The organism is Rhizobium phaseoli (genome assembly GCF_001664385.1).
Lineage (GTDB): Bacteria > Pseudomonadota > Alphaproteobacteria > Rhizobiales > Rhizobiaceae > Rhizobium > Rhizobium phaseoli.
Genome location: NZ_CP013532.1, coordinates 3,875,445 through 3,890,907 on the forward strand (window position 1 = coordinate 3,875,445; position 15,463 = coordinate 3,890,907).

13 protein-coding genes are annotated in these 15,463 nt (G+C 61.7%); 6 read left to right on the forward strand and 7 right to left on the reverse strand.

The genetic code is table 11. From position 1 onward, the window contains the following. Positions 1-106 precede the first annotated feature (106 nt). On the reverse strand, positions 107-1,360 hold the full coding sequence (locus tag AMC88_RS18615; protein ID WP_012485233.1) for a sarcosine oxidase subunit beta family protein: 1,254 nt from the start codon (positions 1,358-1,360) through the stop codon (positions 107-109). Between the two features lie 264 nt (positions 1,361-1,624). On the opposite strand from AMC88_RS18615, the gene AMC88_RS18620 reads away from it, so the two are divergent. Beyond that, positions 1,625-2,671, forward strand: coding sequence for a FecR family protein (locus AMC88_RS18620; protein WP_012485234.1), 1,047 nt, complete (start codon positions 1,625-1,627; stop codon positions 2,669-2,671). A 6-nt stretch (positions 2,672-2,677) separates the two neighbouring features. On the opposite strand, the gene AMC88_RS18625 is transcribed toward AMC88_RS18620, so the two are convergent. Beyond that, a complete protein-coding gene (locus tag AMC88_RS18625; protein ID WP_041683939.1) occupies positions 2,678-4,849 on the reverse strand; it encodes a CHASE2 domain-containing protein in 2,172 nt (723 codons plus the stop codon). Positions 4,850-5,148: 299 nt separating this feature from the next. Between AMC88_RS18625 and AMC88_RS18630 the strand changes: the two genes are divergently transcribed. The 5 genes from AMC88_RS18630 (at position 5,149) to AMC88_RS18650 (ending at position 10,803) form a co-directional block, all read left to right on the forward strand. Then, the gene (locus AMC88_RS18630) at positions 5,149-6,759 is read left to right on the forward strand and encodes an adenylate/guanylate cyclase domain-containing protein (protein ID WP_012485236.1); all 1,611 of its coding nucleotides are present in this window, start codon (positions 5,149-5,151) and stop codon (positions 6,757-6,759) included. A 156-nt stretch (positions 6,760-6,915) separates the two neighbouring features. Further along, positions 6,916-7,128, forward strand: a complete 213-nt coding sequence (rpsU, locus tag AMC88_RS18635) for a 30S ribosomal protein S21 (protein ID WP_003585885.1) — start codon at positions 6,916-6,918, stop codon at positions 7,126-7,128. Positions 7,129-7,262: 134 nt separating this feature from the next. Further along, positions 7,263-8,129 carry a tetratricopeptide repeat protein gene (locus tag AMC88_RS18640; protein ID WP_010016973.1) on the forward strand — a complete coding sequence of 289 codons (867 nt, stop codon included), beginning with the start codon at positions 7,263-7,265 and terminating at the stop codon, positions 8,127-8,129. A 387-nt stretch (positions 8,130-8,516) separates the two neighbouring features. Beyond that, positions 8,517-10,169 (forward strand): sensor histidine kinase, encoded by a 1,653-nt coding sequence (locus AMC88_RS18645; RefSeq protein ID WP_012485237.1) that lies wholly within the window; start codon positions 8,517-8,519, stop codon positions 10,167-10,169. A gap of 151 nt (positions 10,170-10,320) precedes the next feature. Further along, the gene (locus tag AMC88_RS18650) at positions 10,321-10,803 is read left to right on the forward strand and encodes a DUF992 domain-containing protein (RefSeq protein ID WP_064825639.1); all 483 of its coding nucleotides are present in this window, start codon (positions 10,321-10,323) and stop codon (positions 10,801-10,803) included. A gap of 102 nt (positions 10,804-10,905) precedes the next feature. Here the strand turns inward: AMC88_RS18650 and AMC88_RS18655 are convergent, their stop codons facing one another. The 5 genes from AMC88_RS18655 to AMC88_RS18675 all read right to left on the reverse strand — a co-directional run bounded on the left by AMC88_RS18655 (position 10,906) and on the right by AMC88_RS18675 (position 15,364). Then, entirely contained in the window at positions 10,906-12,300 is a 1,395-nt protein-coding gene (locus tag AMC88_RS18655; protein ID WP_012485239.1) for an NAD(P)(+) transhydrogenase (Re/Si-specific) subunit beta, read from the reverse strand. 7 nt (positions 12,301-12,307) lie between these two features. Next, complete coding sequence (locus AMC88_RS18660) at positions 12,308-12,706, reverse strand: proton-translocating transhydrogenase family protein (protein WP_004668336.1); 399 nt, start codon at positions 12,704-12,706, stop codon at positions 12,308-12,310. Next, on the reverse strand, positions 12,706-13,854 hold the full coding sequence (locus AMC88_RS18665) for a Re/Si-specific NAD(P)(+) transhydrogenase subunit alpha (RefSeq protein ID WP_064825640.1): 1,149 nt from the start codon (positions 13,852-13,854) through the stop codon (positions 12,706-12,708). The genes AMC88_RS18660 and AMC88_RS18665 overlap by 1 nt, the downstream gene beginning before the upstream one ends. A gap of 205 nt (positions 13,855-14,059) precedes the next feature. Continuing rightward, a complete protein-coding gene (locus AMC88_RS18670; RefSeq protein WP_004668331.1) occupies positions 14,060-14,284 on the reverse strand; it encodes an aa3-type cytochrome c oxidase subunit IV in 225 nt (74 codons plus the stop codon). Positions 14,285-14,611: 327 nt separating this feature from the next. Then, positions 14,612-15,364: an N-acyl amino acid synthase FeeM domain-containing protein gene (locus AMC88_RS18675; protein WP_029532228.1), complete on the reverse strand. Its 753-nt coding sequence runs from the start codon at positions 15,362-15,364 to the stop codon at positions 14,612-14,614. Positions 15,365-15,463: the final 99 nt, after the last annotated feature.

Genomic DNA, 15,463 nt, shown 5'->3' on the forward strand with positions numbered 1-15,463 from the left:
GGATTTCCTTCTCCTCCACTTCTCCCCAGCGGAGAGAAGGTGCCTGAAAGACGGATGAGGGGGTGAGTGACGAAAGGAGCGAGCGTTAGCACGAAAGCACCCATCGTCAGTGCGCCACCGCCGCCGCAGCAGCCTCGTCGATCAGCCGGCCGCTGCGGAAACGCTCCAGCGTCAGGCCGGCGCTGAACTTGTGCGGTTCGTCGCGGGCGATAAGATGGGCGAAGAGATTGGCCGAGCCCGGCGTCGCCTTGAAGCCGCCGGTGCCCCAGCCGCAATTGACGTAAAGCCCGGGAACCGGCGTCTTCGACTGGATGGCCGAACGATCCGGCGTGTTGTCGACGATGCCGCCCCATTGGCGCATCATCTTGACGCGCCGGAACATCGGGAAGAGCTCGCAGATGGCATCGAGCGTGTGGGTGATGATCTGCAGCCCGCCGGTCTGTGAGTAGGAATTGTATTGGTCGGTGCCGGCGCCGATGACGAGTTCTCCCTTGTCGGACTGGGAGATATAGGCATGCACCGTGTTTGACATGACGACGCATGGGAAGATCGGCTTCAGCGGCTCGGACACCAGCGCCTGCAGCGGGCTCGACTGCAGCGGCACCCGCACATCGGCCATTTTCATGATCGTCGTCGTGTGGCCGGCTGCCGACACGCCGATCTTTCTGGCGCCGATGAACCCGCGCGTAGTCTCCACACCGGTCACGCGTCCATCGGGCGCACGCCGGATGCCGGTCACTTCGCAATTCTGGATGATATGGACACCGCGGTCCGATGCTGCGCGGGCATAACCCCAAGCGACCGCATCATGCCTCGCCGTGCCGCCGCGCCGCTGGAGCGCCGCACCGTTGATCGGGTAGCGCGCGCTGGCGGAGATATCGAGCGGCGGGCAATAGGCCTTCGCCTGTTCCGGCGTCAGCCACTCATTGTCGATGCCGTAGAGCCGGTTGGCGTGGATATGTCGCTTGAAGGACTGCTGGTCGTGAATATTGTGCGAGAGCATCATCACGCCGCGCGGCGAATACATCACATTGTAATTGAGCTCCTGCGATAGCCCCTCCCAGAGCTTCATCGAATGCTCGTAAATGTGCATGCTCTCTTCATAGAGATAGTTCGAGCGGATGATGGTGGTGTTTCGCCCGGTATTGCCGCCGCCGAGCCAGCCCTTCTCGATCACCGCCACATTGGTGATGCCATGCTCCTTGGCGAGATAATAGGCGGCGCCCAGGCCGTGTCCGCCGGCGCCGATGATGACGACGTCGTATTCGGCGCGCGGTTCCGGCGACGTCCACTGCTTCTCCCAACCCCGATGACCGCGCAGGGCCTCTCGCGCCACGGCAAAAACCGAATATTTCCGCATCCGCCTTCTTCTCCTTCGGGCAGGCTATTCTCCGTGCCCATACAAATCGCAAATCCAAATGCGGCACAACGGCTCTTTTGCGACGCGCGAGAGCTTTGGTTTTGACACTGAGCGACATGATGTCGAAAAGCGCCCTGTTTCTCTGCCTCCGGCGCCGCAGCGAATGCCATGCACCGGGGCGGCATTAGCCCTCACCCAAGAGGGCGAGAAGACAAGCAGTTACTAAAATGTTAATTCTCGCCCCATTGCCGGGGTTCTTGCATGATGTGGGGTCGGCGTTCATTCTTCCACGCGCTTTTCGTCGCGTTTTGCAGCGCCCAGGTGGCGCTCGCCGCCGAGCCGGTCGGCCAGGCTGTCCTCATCAAGACCGAAGTCACCGGACAGGCCGGACCGATTGAGGTCAATACCAGCGTGCACCGCGACGAACGCATCAGGACGTCGCAATCCGGGCTCGGCCAGTTTGTGTTTCGTGACGGCACAAAGCTCGCAGTCGGCTGGGGTTCCTCCGTCGTTATCGACAAATATGTCTTCGATGATTCCCAATCGGTCAGGAAACTCACCATCAGGGCGGCCAAGGGGACCTTCCGCTGGGTCAGCGGCAACTCGAAATCTTCGGCCTATCAAATCCTGACGCCGGCCGGCACGATCGGCGTGCGCGGCACCGCATTCGATTTCTATGTCGGCCCCGACGGCACCACCGCCGTCGTCCTCTTGAACGGCGCGGCCAACTTCTGCGGCCCCGGTGGCTGTCGCCAGCTGCAGCAACGCTGCGATTGCGTTGTCGCCAAACCGAATGGCGATATGACGGCAGCCGGCCGGGTCGATCGCAACGTTCTTAGCAGACTTGGGAACCAGCGTGCCCTGCCCTTCCTTTCCGGCAATCAACGGCTTTCCGGCGGCCTCGGCATGCTGGGCGGCTGCGGAATGGCCTCACTGCTGCCGGAAAGAAGCGATCGGAGCCCGCCGCCGCCGGCAGCCACGCCCGCGCCGCAACGCCAGGATCCGCCGCAAACACCTGTCGAGCCGCAGAAAGAACGGCCGAACAAACCCGACACACCGCATCACGACAAGCCGCATCATGAGCACCATCACGACAAGCCCCATCACGACAGGCCGCATTACGATAGGCCGCATCATGATAGGCCGGATAAACCCGACGTGCATGATGAGCATGACAAGCCGGACCGCCACGGGCGCCATGACGACCACGGCGAGCATCATAGGGATCATGGGGACGACAACAGGGATCATCGCCATCACGACTGGGATCGCAACCACGACAGAAGCTGGAATTTCAATCACAGCCGCTGAGACCCCTCAATCAGCGGCGTTCTTCTCGATGTCCTCGGACACGTCCCGGAAGTGGTCGGTCCTGGCAGAAATCCGCTGGTAAAACTCCGTCAAACCGCCGATCACCTGCGCCGCTCTGAGTTTTGCGGTCCCGACAAGCTTGCGCGTGTTCCTCGAATGCGAATGCAAAGCCTGGATCAGTTGCCGGTGAACGATATCGAGGGCGGCAAATTCCCGGGATGCCGCGACGCGCTCATTGCCGACCACCGCGAGGATCTTCGTTCGGCTGCTCTTCCCCTTGAGCGGGATGGCGCCAGCCTCGACCAGCGCCATGGTCTGCACCAGCTTTGCCGTGCTGTCGGATATCAGAATATCGAAGCCGACCTCCTTGCAGCAGGATTCGATGCGCGCCGCGACATTGACGGCATCGCCGACCGCCGAATAGTTGAAGCGCGTTTTGGCACCCATATTGCCGACGCAGGCAAGGCCGGTATGGATGCCGATGCCGATGCCGACCTGTTGCCCGGGCCCAAAACCGAAAGCGTCGCCGGCATTCAATTCGGTCAGCGTCTCGCGCATGGCAAGTGCGGCGCGAACCGCCTTTGTCGCATGATCTGTCACATCGATGGGCGCATTCCAGAACGCCATGATCGAATCGCCGATGAATTTGTCGAGCGTGCCTTCATTGGCCACCACATGGCGGCTCAGCGCATCGAGCAGCGTGTTCAGGAACCTGACGACCTCGGCCGGCGCCAGTCGCTCGCTGATCTCGGTGAAGTTCCTGACATCGACGAACATGACGGTCAGTTCGCGGTCGTCGCCGCCGAGCCGCAATGCATCGCGGGTATGCTCGATGCGATGGAGCAGCGACGGCGACAGATAGTGCCCGAAGGCGCGTCGCACCGCGCGCCGCTCCCGGTCGATCACCAGGATCCGGAACGAGGTCGCGGCAAAATGGGTGATCGATCCGCTGATGATCGGAGCCAGCGGATCGAAGAGAAGGCCCGCATAGAGAAACGACAACCAGGACGCCACAAGCGCCATTGCCGTGATCAGAAGACCGCAGATCAGAGCAACGGCGGGACTGACGAAGGTCGTCACCACGACGAGCAGACATCCGAGCACCGCGATGACAAGGATTTCCAGCCCGTCCGCCCAATCGGGCCGCGACAGGAACTGGCCAGAGAGAATCTGCTCGACGGCCTGCGCATGCAGCGAAACGCCGGGGACATTCTCGCCGAGCGCAGTGACGCGAATGTCCTGCAGGCCGGCGGCCGAAGTTCCGACGAAAATGATGCTGCCGTTGACTGCGGCCGCCACGTCCGGGCTTGCACCTGCACCGGCGATCACCTGGCGGGCAGAAATATAGCGCTCGGCCCGGTCCGGCGTGACATAGAGCCAGAGTTCGCCAGCCGCCGTCAGCGGCACGACGAAATCGCCAATCTTTGCCGATGTCATCACCCCGGCGCGATCGGGCGCGCCCGACAGCACATAGGTCGACACCCCTTGGGCGACCCGCAGCGCCTCGATCGCCAGATTCGGATAGAGTTGCTCGCCATCGGTCAGGAACAGCGGAACTGCACGAACCACAGGCGAGGGATTGCCGGGATTGAGGCTGATATGGCCAAGCCCGGCTGCATTGGCCTCCAGTTGCGGCCTGAGCGGCGTCGAAGCGCTGAGAAAGGGCGGAGCCGAGACCGGGCTTTCTCCGGTAAAGGCGAAGCCCGCCTTGACGGGCGGCCGGTATCCGCCCTCGTTGGACAAGCCGAAGCCGAGCACGACGGGTTTGCCGGCAATCGAACCGGCGAATATCTCGTCGTTGTCAGGCAATTTCTCAGCCAGCAGCGGATCGACCCCGGCGACCTCGCGAACGACGTTGCGCGGCGACAGCCTGTCCGGCTCGGCGAAAAGAACATCAAAGGCGATGGCGGCGGCCCCCATTTGCGAGAGCCTGTCCACCAGCAGGGCCAGCCTGTCCCGCGGCCACGGCCACTGGCCGAATTCGCGCAGCGAAGCCTCGTCGATGTCGACCACGCGGACCGGCATCGGTTCGAAGCTTCTCGGGACCAGCCGCTGATATTCGTCGAAGGTCACCCCGCGGATCAGCTTGAAAATCCCGGGATCGTCCGCCCGCAGCATCGTCAGCGCCGCCACGATCGCCAGGCCGATAACCACACCGATTTGCTGCGCGCGCGTCATCATCTCACCGGCTGTCCCTCCCGCGGCCGATGAAGCGGCCTGCGTCTGCCGGCAGATAGGCTACGCCGCTTTCGGCCCGAATGCCATTCACGGACGCGTCCAGGACGCTCCGTTTTCGACCTCCTGCCCTTCGTCTTTCCACTCAGCCGATAAGGAGCGCCTTCAATCAGCCCGCGGCCTTGATTTTGGCGGGGCTTTTACCGGGATGACAAGGCTTCGACCTTGCCGGGCGCCCGGCGAAATGTTCTTGTGCCGATTTAAAATCGCACGCTTTTTTCAAGAGAAGGGGAAGGATCGCCGTGATTTCCGAATCCGCCGCGCGCCGAAGCGGCTACTGGCTGATCGCCGTCGTGCTGGCAATGCTGGCCGGGCTACCGCTTGCCGTCTGGCTCGACATCAGCGATCTCTCGGGAAATACCTTGCGGCGGCAGGCGCGTGACATGAGCTCGCTGATATCGAGCATTCGCTCCTATTATTCGGCGAACGTCGTCGGACGCGTTCTGGCCGCGCATGCCAGCGGGGCGACCGCCGGCACGGTCGTCTCCCACAACTACGCCAATATTCCAGGCGCCATCCCGCTGCCGGCGACACTTTCGCTCGAGCTTGGCGACGTCATCAAGGAACAGCAGGCCAATATTACCTATCGTTTCGTCTCCGACCTGCCGTTCAAGAGCCGCGCATCCCACGAACTCGACGACTTCGAGAAACGGGCGCTTGCGGCGCTGCGCGCCAATCCGCAACAGACGCTGAACGATCTCACGCGTGTCGGATTGACCGATACCCTGCGGTTCATCACCCCCGTCGTCATGGGGCAGGCCTGCGTTGCCTGCCACAATAGCCACCCGGAAAGCCCAAAGACCGATTGGAAGGTGGGCGATGTGCGCGGCATCCAGGAAGTGATCATCCGGCAGCCCTATGCCAGCAACGTCTTCGCCTTCAAATACCTGCTCTGCTATTTTCTCTTTGTCGCCATCATCGGCCTCAGTTTCATTCTGCTGCAGCGGCAGCAGGCGCGCGCGATCCACAACGCCAACCGGGATTTGGAAGCGGCTAATGAATTCCTCGCCGGCGTTTCCCTTAAGATTTCACGCTACCTCTCGCCGCAGATCTACAAGAGCATTTTCAGCGGACAAAAGGACGTGGTGGTCCATACCGAACGCAAGCGGCTGACGATCTTCTTCTCCGACATCAAGGATTTCACCGCGACCACAGAGCGGCTGCAGCCGGAAGCGCTGACGGAGATGCTCAACGAATATCTGACCGAAATGTCGAACATTGCGCTCGCCCACGGCGGCACGGTCGACAAGTTCATCGGCGACGCCATGCTGGTCTTCTTCGGCGATCCGGAAACAAAGGGACCGGAGGAGGATGCGAAGGCCTGCCTGCGCATGGCCGTCGACATGCAGCGCCGCCTCGGCGAACTCAAGGACAGATGGCGCAGAAATGGCACCGAAGAGCCTTTCGTCGTGCGCATGGGAATCAACAGCGGCTATTGCAACGTCGGCAATTTCGGCAGCAACGACCGCATGGACTATACGATCATCGGCGCCGAAGCCAATCTCGCCGCCCGCCTGCAATCGATCGCCCAGGGCGGAGAGATCGTCATCAGCTACGAAACCTATGCTCTGGTGAACGAAATCGTCGCCGCTCATCCGCTGCCGCCGATCACGATGAAGGGCATACAGCGCGAGATCGTGCCCTATGCCGTGGACGGGCTGACGCTCGGTGCGGACCATAAGAGCCGCGTTCTGAGCGAACACCTCTCCGGCCTCGACCTGCATCTGGATATGAGCCGAGTGGAGCCTGCCGACCGCCTGCGGGTCAGGACGGCGCTCAAGGAGGCGATCGCAGCTCTGGATGAAGCCTTGCCGGAGTCGGCGCGATCGAGACAGGATGCCGGCCAGGTGTGATTTTTCCGCCCGTCTCCCATATCCGTCTGGACTTCCCCTACTCGATCTGATATCCCGCATCACCAATCGCAAGGCTGCGGCCGCGCGAACGTTATTTTTTTGCCCCTGGCGCTGCGCCGCCTCAGGCATCAACCAAACCAAAGGAACGTGATTCTCGTGCAGGTACTTGTCCGCGATAACAATGTCGATCAGGCTCTCCGCGCTCTCAAGAAGAAGATGCAGCGCGAAGGCATTTTCCGCGAAATGAAGATGCGCGACTACTACGAGAAGCCGTCGCAGAAGCGTGCGCGCGAAAAGGCCGAAGCTGTTCGCCGCGTTCGCAAGCTGGCCCGCAAGCGCGCCCAGCGCGAAGGCCTGGTCGCACGCTAAGCGTTGCCGTCGTTTTTTCGACGTTTTCAGATGCATTGTGGCGGGGGCGATTGGTTCGCCGCCGCCTTTTTAGTTTGCCGCTGAAGATCGCATATTCCGGTCTCGGATATGCCGCATGGGGAAAGCGAGCCCGAATGGCTGTTACCACCTTCAATCCGTCGCGCGCCTGGCGCCTGCAGAAAACCGCATTGCTGCCCGCTATGGCGCTGGCCGCCATGCTCGGCCTTGCCGGTTGCGAAACGACCAATACCACGGACGCCGTGATCCGCATCGACAAGGCTCAAGGGTCGGAAGAGAATATTGCGTCGCTGACGGCGGTTATCAACGCCAACCCCAAGGATCCCGAAGGATATAATGTCCGCGGCTCCGCCTACGGCCGCGGCGGCCAGTTCCGCCAGGCGCTGAACGATTTCAATACGGCCCTGCAGATCAATCCGCGCTTCTTCCAGGCCTACGCCAACCGCGCCCTCGTCTATCGCAACATGGGTCAGCAGGCCCAGGCGATCGCCGATTATAACGCCGCACTGCAGATCAATCCGAGCTATGACGTCGCCTATATCGGCCGCGGCAATGTCTATCGCATGGCCGGCCAGGACGATCAGGCCTTCAACGATTTCGACCGGGCGATCCAGCTCGGCACCACCGACGGTCGCGCCTATCACAATCGCGGCTTGATCTATCAGAAGCGCAATCAGCAGGACAAGGCGATCGACGATTTCTCGAAAGCGATCTCGCTCGCACCGAATTCGCCCGAGCCCTATAACGGCCGAGGCATTTCCTACATCGCACTGAATGACGACGATAACGCCTTTGCCGATTTCAACCATGCAATCGAGCTCAACGGCAACATCGCCGAATCATGGGCCAACCAGGCGCTCGTCTACGAACGCCGCGGCGATAAGGCGAAGGCTGCCCGCTCCTATCGCCATGCCGTCGGGCTTGATCCGAAATACCAGCCGGCCCGCGATGGCCTCGCCCGGGTTGGCGCCTCAGCCGGCTAAAGATGCGCATGGGCGCGGCCGCCGATGACAGCGAAGCTTGTCATGAAGGCGGCCGCATCGCCTTGAAAAGAGAGACGGAAAAACACCCGTCATCATCGATGGCATGTCATACGATGTTGCAACCGGCTCATGCTCCCCCTAACATGTCGCTGCTTCGATAGCCCGCTATCGGGCGTTGGAAAAACGTGTTGAGGGCGTTTTGCGAGAAATGCGGATCTTTGCCTTCCTGACCGCGAGCGAAAACTATCGCGGGCAGCGCCCGCACCGGTGCCGCGCTTCGTCCGAGCGACGCCAGGGATGCGGCTACCTTTTCCGCCCCGTGATTTTATCCTTCGCTCGATCGGCCTCGCTGGATTGTCCGATGGTACTGGCGACGTGGCGCGTTCAATGAAGATCGTTACGCTGTTCTTCCCAAAGGCTTCGATCGGCACCTATCTCGTCGCCATGGCGGTGGCGATCGCGCTGCCGATTTTCGCCTTCGTGGCGCTGCTTCTGCTGCAGCTGGAGGACAACCAGCGTTCGACACTGAAGCGCGAGACGGCGCAGGACGCGCTTGCCCTTTCGCGCATCATCGACCGCCAGCTTCAGGACATGGCGACGACGCTGCGGCTGTTGTCAAGCTCGCCGGAGCTTGAAAACGGCGACCTCGCCTCCTTCCACGAGCGCACGGAAACAGCGCTGCGCAACAATTCGCTTTACGTCCTCGCCGTCGATCGCACCGGTCACCAACTGCTGAATACACGCCGGCCTTTCGGGACGCCGCTGGGACAGATGGCAAACATCGCTGCGCTGGATGCCGCCATGAAATCCGGCCGCATCGAGGCTTCGGATGTTTTTCGCGGCAAAACCAGCGGCGATTGGGTCTATAACGTCACCCTCCCGCGGGCGGATGATCCGGTCGCCGCCCTCATCATCACGCAGGATGCGGGAGATCTCGGCAAGCTGGTGACGACTCAGGGCCTTGCTCCCGGCTGGTCGGCCGCCGTCATCGATCAAAGCGGTCACGTGGTCGTTGCCGCCGGCCCGGCAGCGCTGGAACCCGGCACACCCTTCGATCCCCGCATCCTGCCGGCGCTTAGTTTCGCCCGAGGTGTCTTCGAAGATAGGACGATCCTGCCCCACATGCTCCTGGGTTATGCCCAAATTCCCGGCTGGTCATGGAAAACAGTGATCTGGGGGCCGGTGGCGCAGGCTTCGATCCTCAGCACCTGGCGCTTCCTGATCATCGGTGGCGTGGCGCTTGTGCTGGTCGCAGTGCTCGCTGCCTATGCCGTCGCAAGGCAGGTGCGCACCACCATCCGCGATATCGCCGACATGGCAAAGCGTATGGGCGACGGCCACATCGTCTCGCCGGTCGAGACCAGCGTCATCGAGGCGAACCAGGTGGCGATCGCCCTGTCGAATGCGTCCTTCGACCGCAGCCAGACCGAGGACCGGCTGCGTTTCGTCATGCACGAGCTCGTCCACCGCACCAAGAATCTTCTGACGCTCGCCCAGGCAATGATGCGCCAGCTCGCTAAGCAGGCCGATAGCGTCGAGACCTTCCAGGCCGCTGTCGCCGACCGCCTCGACGGACTGGGGCGTTCGATCGAGCTCCTGACCAGCGAGCAATGGGGAGGCGTGTCACTCCGGCGGGTCGTCGATATCCATCTGCAGGCCTTCCCGCAATCGCGCGAACAGATCGAAATCGCAGGTGAGGATTTCGTCCTGAAGCCGGATGCGGTGCAGAATCTGGGTCTGGCGCTGCACGAGCTGGCCACCAATTCGGTGAAATACGGCGCGCTTTCCGTTCCGCAAGGCCGCGTCCGCTTCGAATGGCGCGATGTCAGGGAGGCAGACAAGCCGGATGCCCTGCTCCGCTTCACCTGGGAGGAGCGTGGCGGCCCACCGGTGGTAGAGCCGTCACGCACGGGCTTCGGCACGACCGTTATCAAAGCCCATGCCGCCGCCGCCTTCCGCGGCACGGTTGAGATCGATTTCCTGCCTGAAGGCCTGTCCTGGGTGTTGACGGCGCAGCGCGCCACGCTGGAGCGGGACTGACATATGTCGCCCGGAAGGGCGGAGTCTTTCCCCGGAAATTGAAGCGCGGGAGCGCATCCCATGCATCACGTCTGATGCAGCGGGCTTCAGTCTCCCGGAACAATCGCCACCTGCACCCGTTTCGAACAGGTCGTTTCCAAGGAGAAAGACCATGTTCAAGCAAACCATGATCGCGGCCGCGGCTCTGACGGCCGCGGCCTGGGCAAGCCCGGCGGGCGCGGAAAACTATGTCACGCTTGGCCGCCTGGTCTGCGGATCGGATGGCGGCCAGGGTCTGATCATCACGTCGCAGAAGAACCTCATCTGCACCTACACGCCGGCATCCGGCGGCGCCAAGGCGGTCTATGCCGGCAAGATTGAGAAGTTCGGCCTCGATATCGGCCAGACCGGCAAGAGCGTGATGATCTGGCAGGTGCTGGCGAAAGCCGGCAGGGATATGCCACAATACGCCTTGGCCGGCGAGTATTACGGCGTCGGGGCGGATGCGAGCATCGGTGCAGGCGCCGGCGCCAAGGTGATCGCGGGCGGCACCAACAAGGCTTTCATGCTGCAGCCGTTGAACGTGCAGGCTCAGGAAGGGCTGAACCTGGCGATCGGGGTCGAGAAGATGACGCTCGTACCCGGCGAGATATGACGAAGGAGCGTTGTTTGCGGCAAGGCGAGACCGAGCCGGCATCACACCGGCTGAACAGGATGAAGCAAACAGCCGCCCGATGGGCGGCTGCATTTCACTCGATCAATGCGAAATCGCCTTGTTGATATCCTCGGTCATTTTCTTCGCATCGCCGAGCAGCATCATCGTGCCGTCCTTGTAGAACAGCGTATTGTCGATGCCGGCATAACCGGAGCCGAGCGAGCGCTTGACGAACAGGCAGGTTTTGGCCCGATCGACGTCGAGGATCGGCATGCCGTAGATCGGCGAGGTCTTGTCGTCGCGCGCGGCAGGATTGGTGACGTCATTGGCGCCGATGACATAGGCGACATCGGCCTGGGCGAATTCCGAATTGATGTCCTCCAGCTCGAAGACTTCGTCATAGGGAACATTGGCTTCGGCGAGCAGCACGTTCATATGGCCGGGCATGCGGCCCGCGACCGGATGGATTGCATATTTCACCTCGACGCCATTCTTCTTCAGATTGTCGGCGAGTTCACGCAATGCATGCTGGGCCTGGGCCACCGCCATGCCGTACCCCGGCACGATGATGACCTTCGACGCATTGGCCATTAGATAGGCCGCATCCTCGGCCGAGCCGAGCTTGACCGTCCGGTCTGTGGTGTCGGGTCCGCCGGACGCCGTCTCGCCGCCGAAACCGCCGAGGATGACGGAAACGAAGGAACGGTTCATGCCCTTACACATGATGTAGGAGAGGATTGCACCGGAGGAGCCGACGAGCGCGCCGGTGACGATCAGCGCCAGATTGCCGAGCGTGAAGCCGATGCCGGCCGCGGCCCAGCCTGAGTAGGAGTTCAGCATCGAGACGACGACGGGCATGTCGGCGCCGCCGATCGGCACGATCAGGAGAACGCCGAGCGCCAGCGACAGCGCCACGACGGCCCAGAAATCGAAATGGCTTTCGGTGGCGGCAAGCCCGATGATGAAGAGAATGATCAGCGCCAGCAGCGCCGCATTGATCACATGTCGGTAGGGCAGCAAGATCGGCTTGCCCGACATGCGTCCGTCGAGCTTCAGGAAGGCGATGATCGAGCCGGTGAAGGTGAGCGCTCCGATCGCCACGCCTAGCGCCATTTCGATGCGCGCCTCGGTGTGGATGTGACCGATTTCGCCGATGCCGAACGAGGCCGGCGTATAGAGCGCCGAGGCGGCGACCAGGACGGCGGCAAGGCCGACCAGCGAATGGAAGCCAGCGACCAGCTGCGGCATCGAGGTCATGGCAATCGTGCGGGCGACATAGGCGCCGACACTGCCGCCGATGGCAAGGCCGAGGATGATCAGCACGAAGCCGCCGAAATTGGGCGTTGCCAGCACGAGCGTCGTCAGAATGGCGATCGCCATGCCGACCATGCCGTAGAGATTGCCTTTGCGGCTGGTGGCAGGATGCGACAGGCCGCGCAGCGCCAGGATGAACAGGACACCGGAGACGAGGTAGAGGAAGGCTGCAATATTGGTCATCGGTCCCTCACCGGTCCTTCTTGCGGTACATCGCAAGCATTCGCTGCGTGACGAGGAAGCCGCCGAAGATGTTCACCGAAACCAGCACGAGGGCGACGAAGCCGAAGCCGGTCGCAAGCCCGCTCGTCGAAATGCCGACCGCCAGAAGCGCGCCGACGACAATGACGGAGGAGATCGCATTGGTGACTGCCATCAGCGGCGTATGCAGCGCCGGCGTCACCGACCAGACGACGTAATAACCGACGAAGATCGACAAGACGAAGATCGCGAATTGAAAGACGAAGGGATCGATCGCCCCACCGGTCGCCGCACTTGCCGCTTCCGGCGCCTGGGCCGCCGCCGTGACGACGGCGGTTACCGCCTGGTCGAGCTGTTCCAGCGCTTTGTCCATTGCTTCACTGGCCATCAGTTGTCCCCCTTCTTCGCGCCGCCGAAGGCGGGATGAACCACGTCGCCGGCATAGGTCAGCATCGTCGCCTTGACCAGCTCGTCGTCGAGGTTGATGACGACGCTCCCGGTTTCCTTGTTGACCATGGTCTCGAGGAAGGTGACGAGGTTCTTGGCGTAGAGCGCCGAGGCGCTGGCCGCAACCCGGCCCGGCATATTGGCAAAACCGATAACGCTCACGCCTTCGACATCGGCGATCTCACCGGCAACGACGCCCTCGATATTGCCGCCGCGCTCGACGGCAAGGTCGACGGCCACCGCACCCGGCTTCATCGAGGCGAGCATGGCGCGCGAAACGAGACGCGGCGCAGCGCGGCCGGGAATCAGTGCCGTGGTAATGACGATATCCTGCTTGGCAATATGTTCAGCCACGAGCGCGGCCTGCTTGCCCTGATAATCGGCCGACATTTCCTTGGCATAGCCGCCGGCCGTTTCCGCCGCCTTGAACTCCTCGTCCTCGACGGCGATGAACTTCGCGCCGAGCGAGGCGACCTGTTCCTTGGCGGCCGGTCGCACGTCGGTGGCCGAGACCGCAGCACCCAGGCGCCGCGCGGTGGCGATTGCCTGAAGACCGGCGACGCCAGCGCCCATGACGAAGACCTTGGCAGCCGGCACGGTACCGGCCGCCGTCATCATCATCGGCATGGCGCGGTCATAAACCGCGGCCGCCTCGATGACGGCCTGGTAACCGGCGAGATTGGCCTGAGACGACAGCACGTCCATCGATTGGGCGCGGGTTATGCGTGGCATCAGTTCCATCGCGAAAGCCGAAAGCCCTGCAGCGGCGAGGGCCGCGATCGCCTCGTCATTGCCGTAGGGATCCATGATGGCGATCACCACGGCGCCGCTTTTATAGGATGAGATTTCCTGTTCGTTCGGACGACGCACCTTGAGCACGACGTCGGCCGAAGCGGCATCCGCCGAACTGCCGATCCTGGCGCCGGCAGCCTCGAACTCTCGATCAGGAATACGTGACGCCGCCCCGGCATCGGCTTCGACGACGACGTCGAAGCCGAAACTCTTCATTTTCTTCACGGTCTCGGCGGAGGCCGCGACACGCGTCTCCCCGCCGGCAATTTCCCTTGCAACGAAAACGATATTGCCCAACTGCCCCCTCCTCCGGGTCAGCCAGACCGCCGCAGGCTTACCTGCGCAGGCCAAGCACCTAAGCATGTCGCGCAAAACTGTACGGGAGTTCTGCGATGACGACGTGCGAGAAAATAAAGACCTGAAGCGCGAGCAGCGAATCTGAAAGACCGCGACGCGCTTCAGTCACAAAGCTGCGGAAATGCCCCTCCTCCCCTTGCCGCGATCAGCGGACCAGGAAGATGCCGGCAGCGAGAAGAACGATGAAAACGAAGAGGCCACCGAGAAGGCCGGCGCCGCCGAAGAAACCGGCAGTCATGGCAAGCAGGAGGACGATGAGAAGCATCGAGCCGTATTTCGCGCCGGCGATGAACATGTCGTAGGTCTTTTCATGTTCGCGGTAATCCATCGGCGCGCCGGTCTCGACCGGTCCGGTATGATGTTCGGCCATAAATATCGTCTCCCTCAAATGCCTCTGCGCTGCCTGATTCCCCCGCTTATGCCGAGGGAAATCCCTGCTTGCAGGAATTACACAATGACAGGCGAAAGCGCAATGCATGAGAATGCCGCAGTCAGCCCATGTCATCGGGATGTGTGCAGCGGCTCCGGGACACGACATGCATGAGAACAAAGGACTGAGGCGCATCGCATCAATCAAATTTGATACGACGCGCTTTACGCTGCAAACCACCGGTTTCCAGGCGAAAAAGCATGAAGGCGACGACTGCGATAGCGCCGTCGCCCCACGCTTCTCACTTGGATGCTGGCTTCGAAGAAATCAGAGCGGCAGGTCGGTGCCGAGTTCGCCTTGCGGCACGAAACGCGCCGTCGGGATAATGGTGAGCGGCGGCAGCGTGTCATTCGGATTGCGCGAAAACATCATGCGCTGCTCGCTGGCGCTGGAAATGAAGAAGGGATAACGCGTCAGAAGCTTGCGCCCGACCTCGACCACGTTCGTCGCCATCAGCGTGACATCAACCCCGTAACTCTCCGCCAGCCGGCCGGGCACAATCGTATCGGCATAGAAAACCCGCTTGTAGAAGGCGGCATGCGGCGGCCGGACGGATTGAATAACACGGTCCGCCCGGAAATAGGCTGCCGCAACGATGGCGGGTCTCAATGTCAGATAGGGAACCCATGGCATGTTGGCGGTGAGTTCGGGATCAGCCGCGAAACGCGCCGGGTCGATCAAGGTCAGCCCGGCGTCCAGAAGCTCGTCCATCGCCTCGGGAAAGGCCTCTCCCGACCGGCTGACACGATGTTCGGGTGTCACATAATGAATTCGGATCGTACTGATCAGTTCACCATAATAATACAGTCCGAAGATATAGGCATGGCTATCGAAATCGACCTCGTCCAATAGGCCTTCCGGGGCAAGCGACAGCGCGCCGTGGGCCTTGTAGGCCTTGTAGCGCAGGCGTTCCACCTCTTCCATGTCTTCGCTGCTCTCAACGCGGCGATATTCGACATGGTCCAAAATTTCCAGGATTTTACTGCTGAAATCACTACGCGTGAAAAGTATGTCTGACATTCTCTCGATCCGTCGTTAACGGATCATTAATCATATGCCGGCGAAATTTAGGCAAGGAAATCCGATAATTCGGGCGGTATATAAACTATTAAGGTTAAC

Excerpts from the sequence above, each read along its gene's own strand:
- AMC88_RS18615 (WP_012485233.1), bottom strand. The coding sequence starts at position 1,360 with ATGCGGAAATATTCGGTTTTTGCCGTGGCGCGAGAGGCCCTGCGCGGT.
- AMC88_RS18620 (WP_012485234.1), top strand. The coding sequence starts at position 1,625 with ATGTGGGGTCGGCGTTCATTCTTCCACGCGCTTTTCGTCGCGTTTTGC.
- AMC88_RS18625 (WP_041683939.1), bottom strand. The coding sequence starts at position 4,849 with ATGACGCGCGCGCAGCAAATCGGTGTGGTTATCGGCCTGGCGATCGTG.
- AMC88_RS18640 (WP_010016973.1), top strand. The coding sequence starts at position 7,263 with ATGGCTGTTACCACCTTCAATCCGTCGCGCGCCTGGCGCCTGCAGAAA.
- AMC88_RS18645 (WP_012485237.1), top strand. The coding sequence starts at position 8,517 with ATGAAGATCGTTACGCTGTTCTTCCCAAAGGCTTCGATCGGCACCTAT.
- AMC88_RS18650 (WP_064825639.1), top strand. The coding sequence starts at position 10,321 with ATGTTCAAGCAAACCATGATCGCGGCCGCGGCTCTGACGGCCGCGGCC.
- AMC88_RS18655 (WP_012485239.1), bottom strand. The coding sequence starts at position 12,300 with ATGACCAATATTGCAGCCTTCCTCTACCTCGTCTCCGGTGTCCTGTTC.
- AMC88_RS18660 (WP_004668336.1), bottom strand. The coding sequence starts at position 12,706 with ATGGCCAGTGAAGCAATGGACAAAGCGCTGGAACAGCTCGACCAGGCG.
- AMC88_RS18670 (WP_004668331.1), bottom strand. The coding sequence starts at position 14,284 with ATGGCCGAACATCATACCGGACCGGTCGAGACCGGCGCGCCGATGGAT.
- AMC88_RS18675 (WP_029532228.1), bottom strand. The coding sequence starts at position 15,364 with ATGTCAGACATACTTTTCACGCGTAGTGATTTCAGCAGTAAAATCCTG.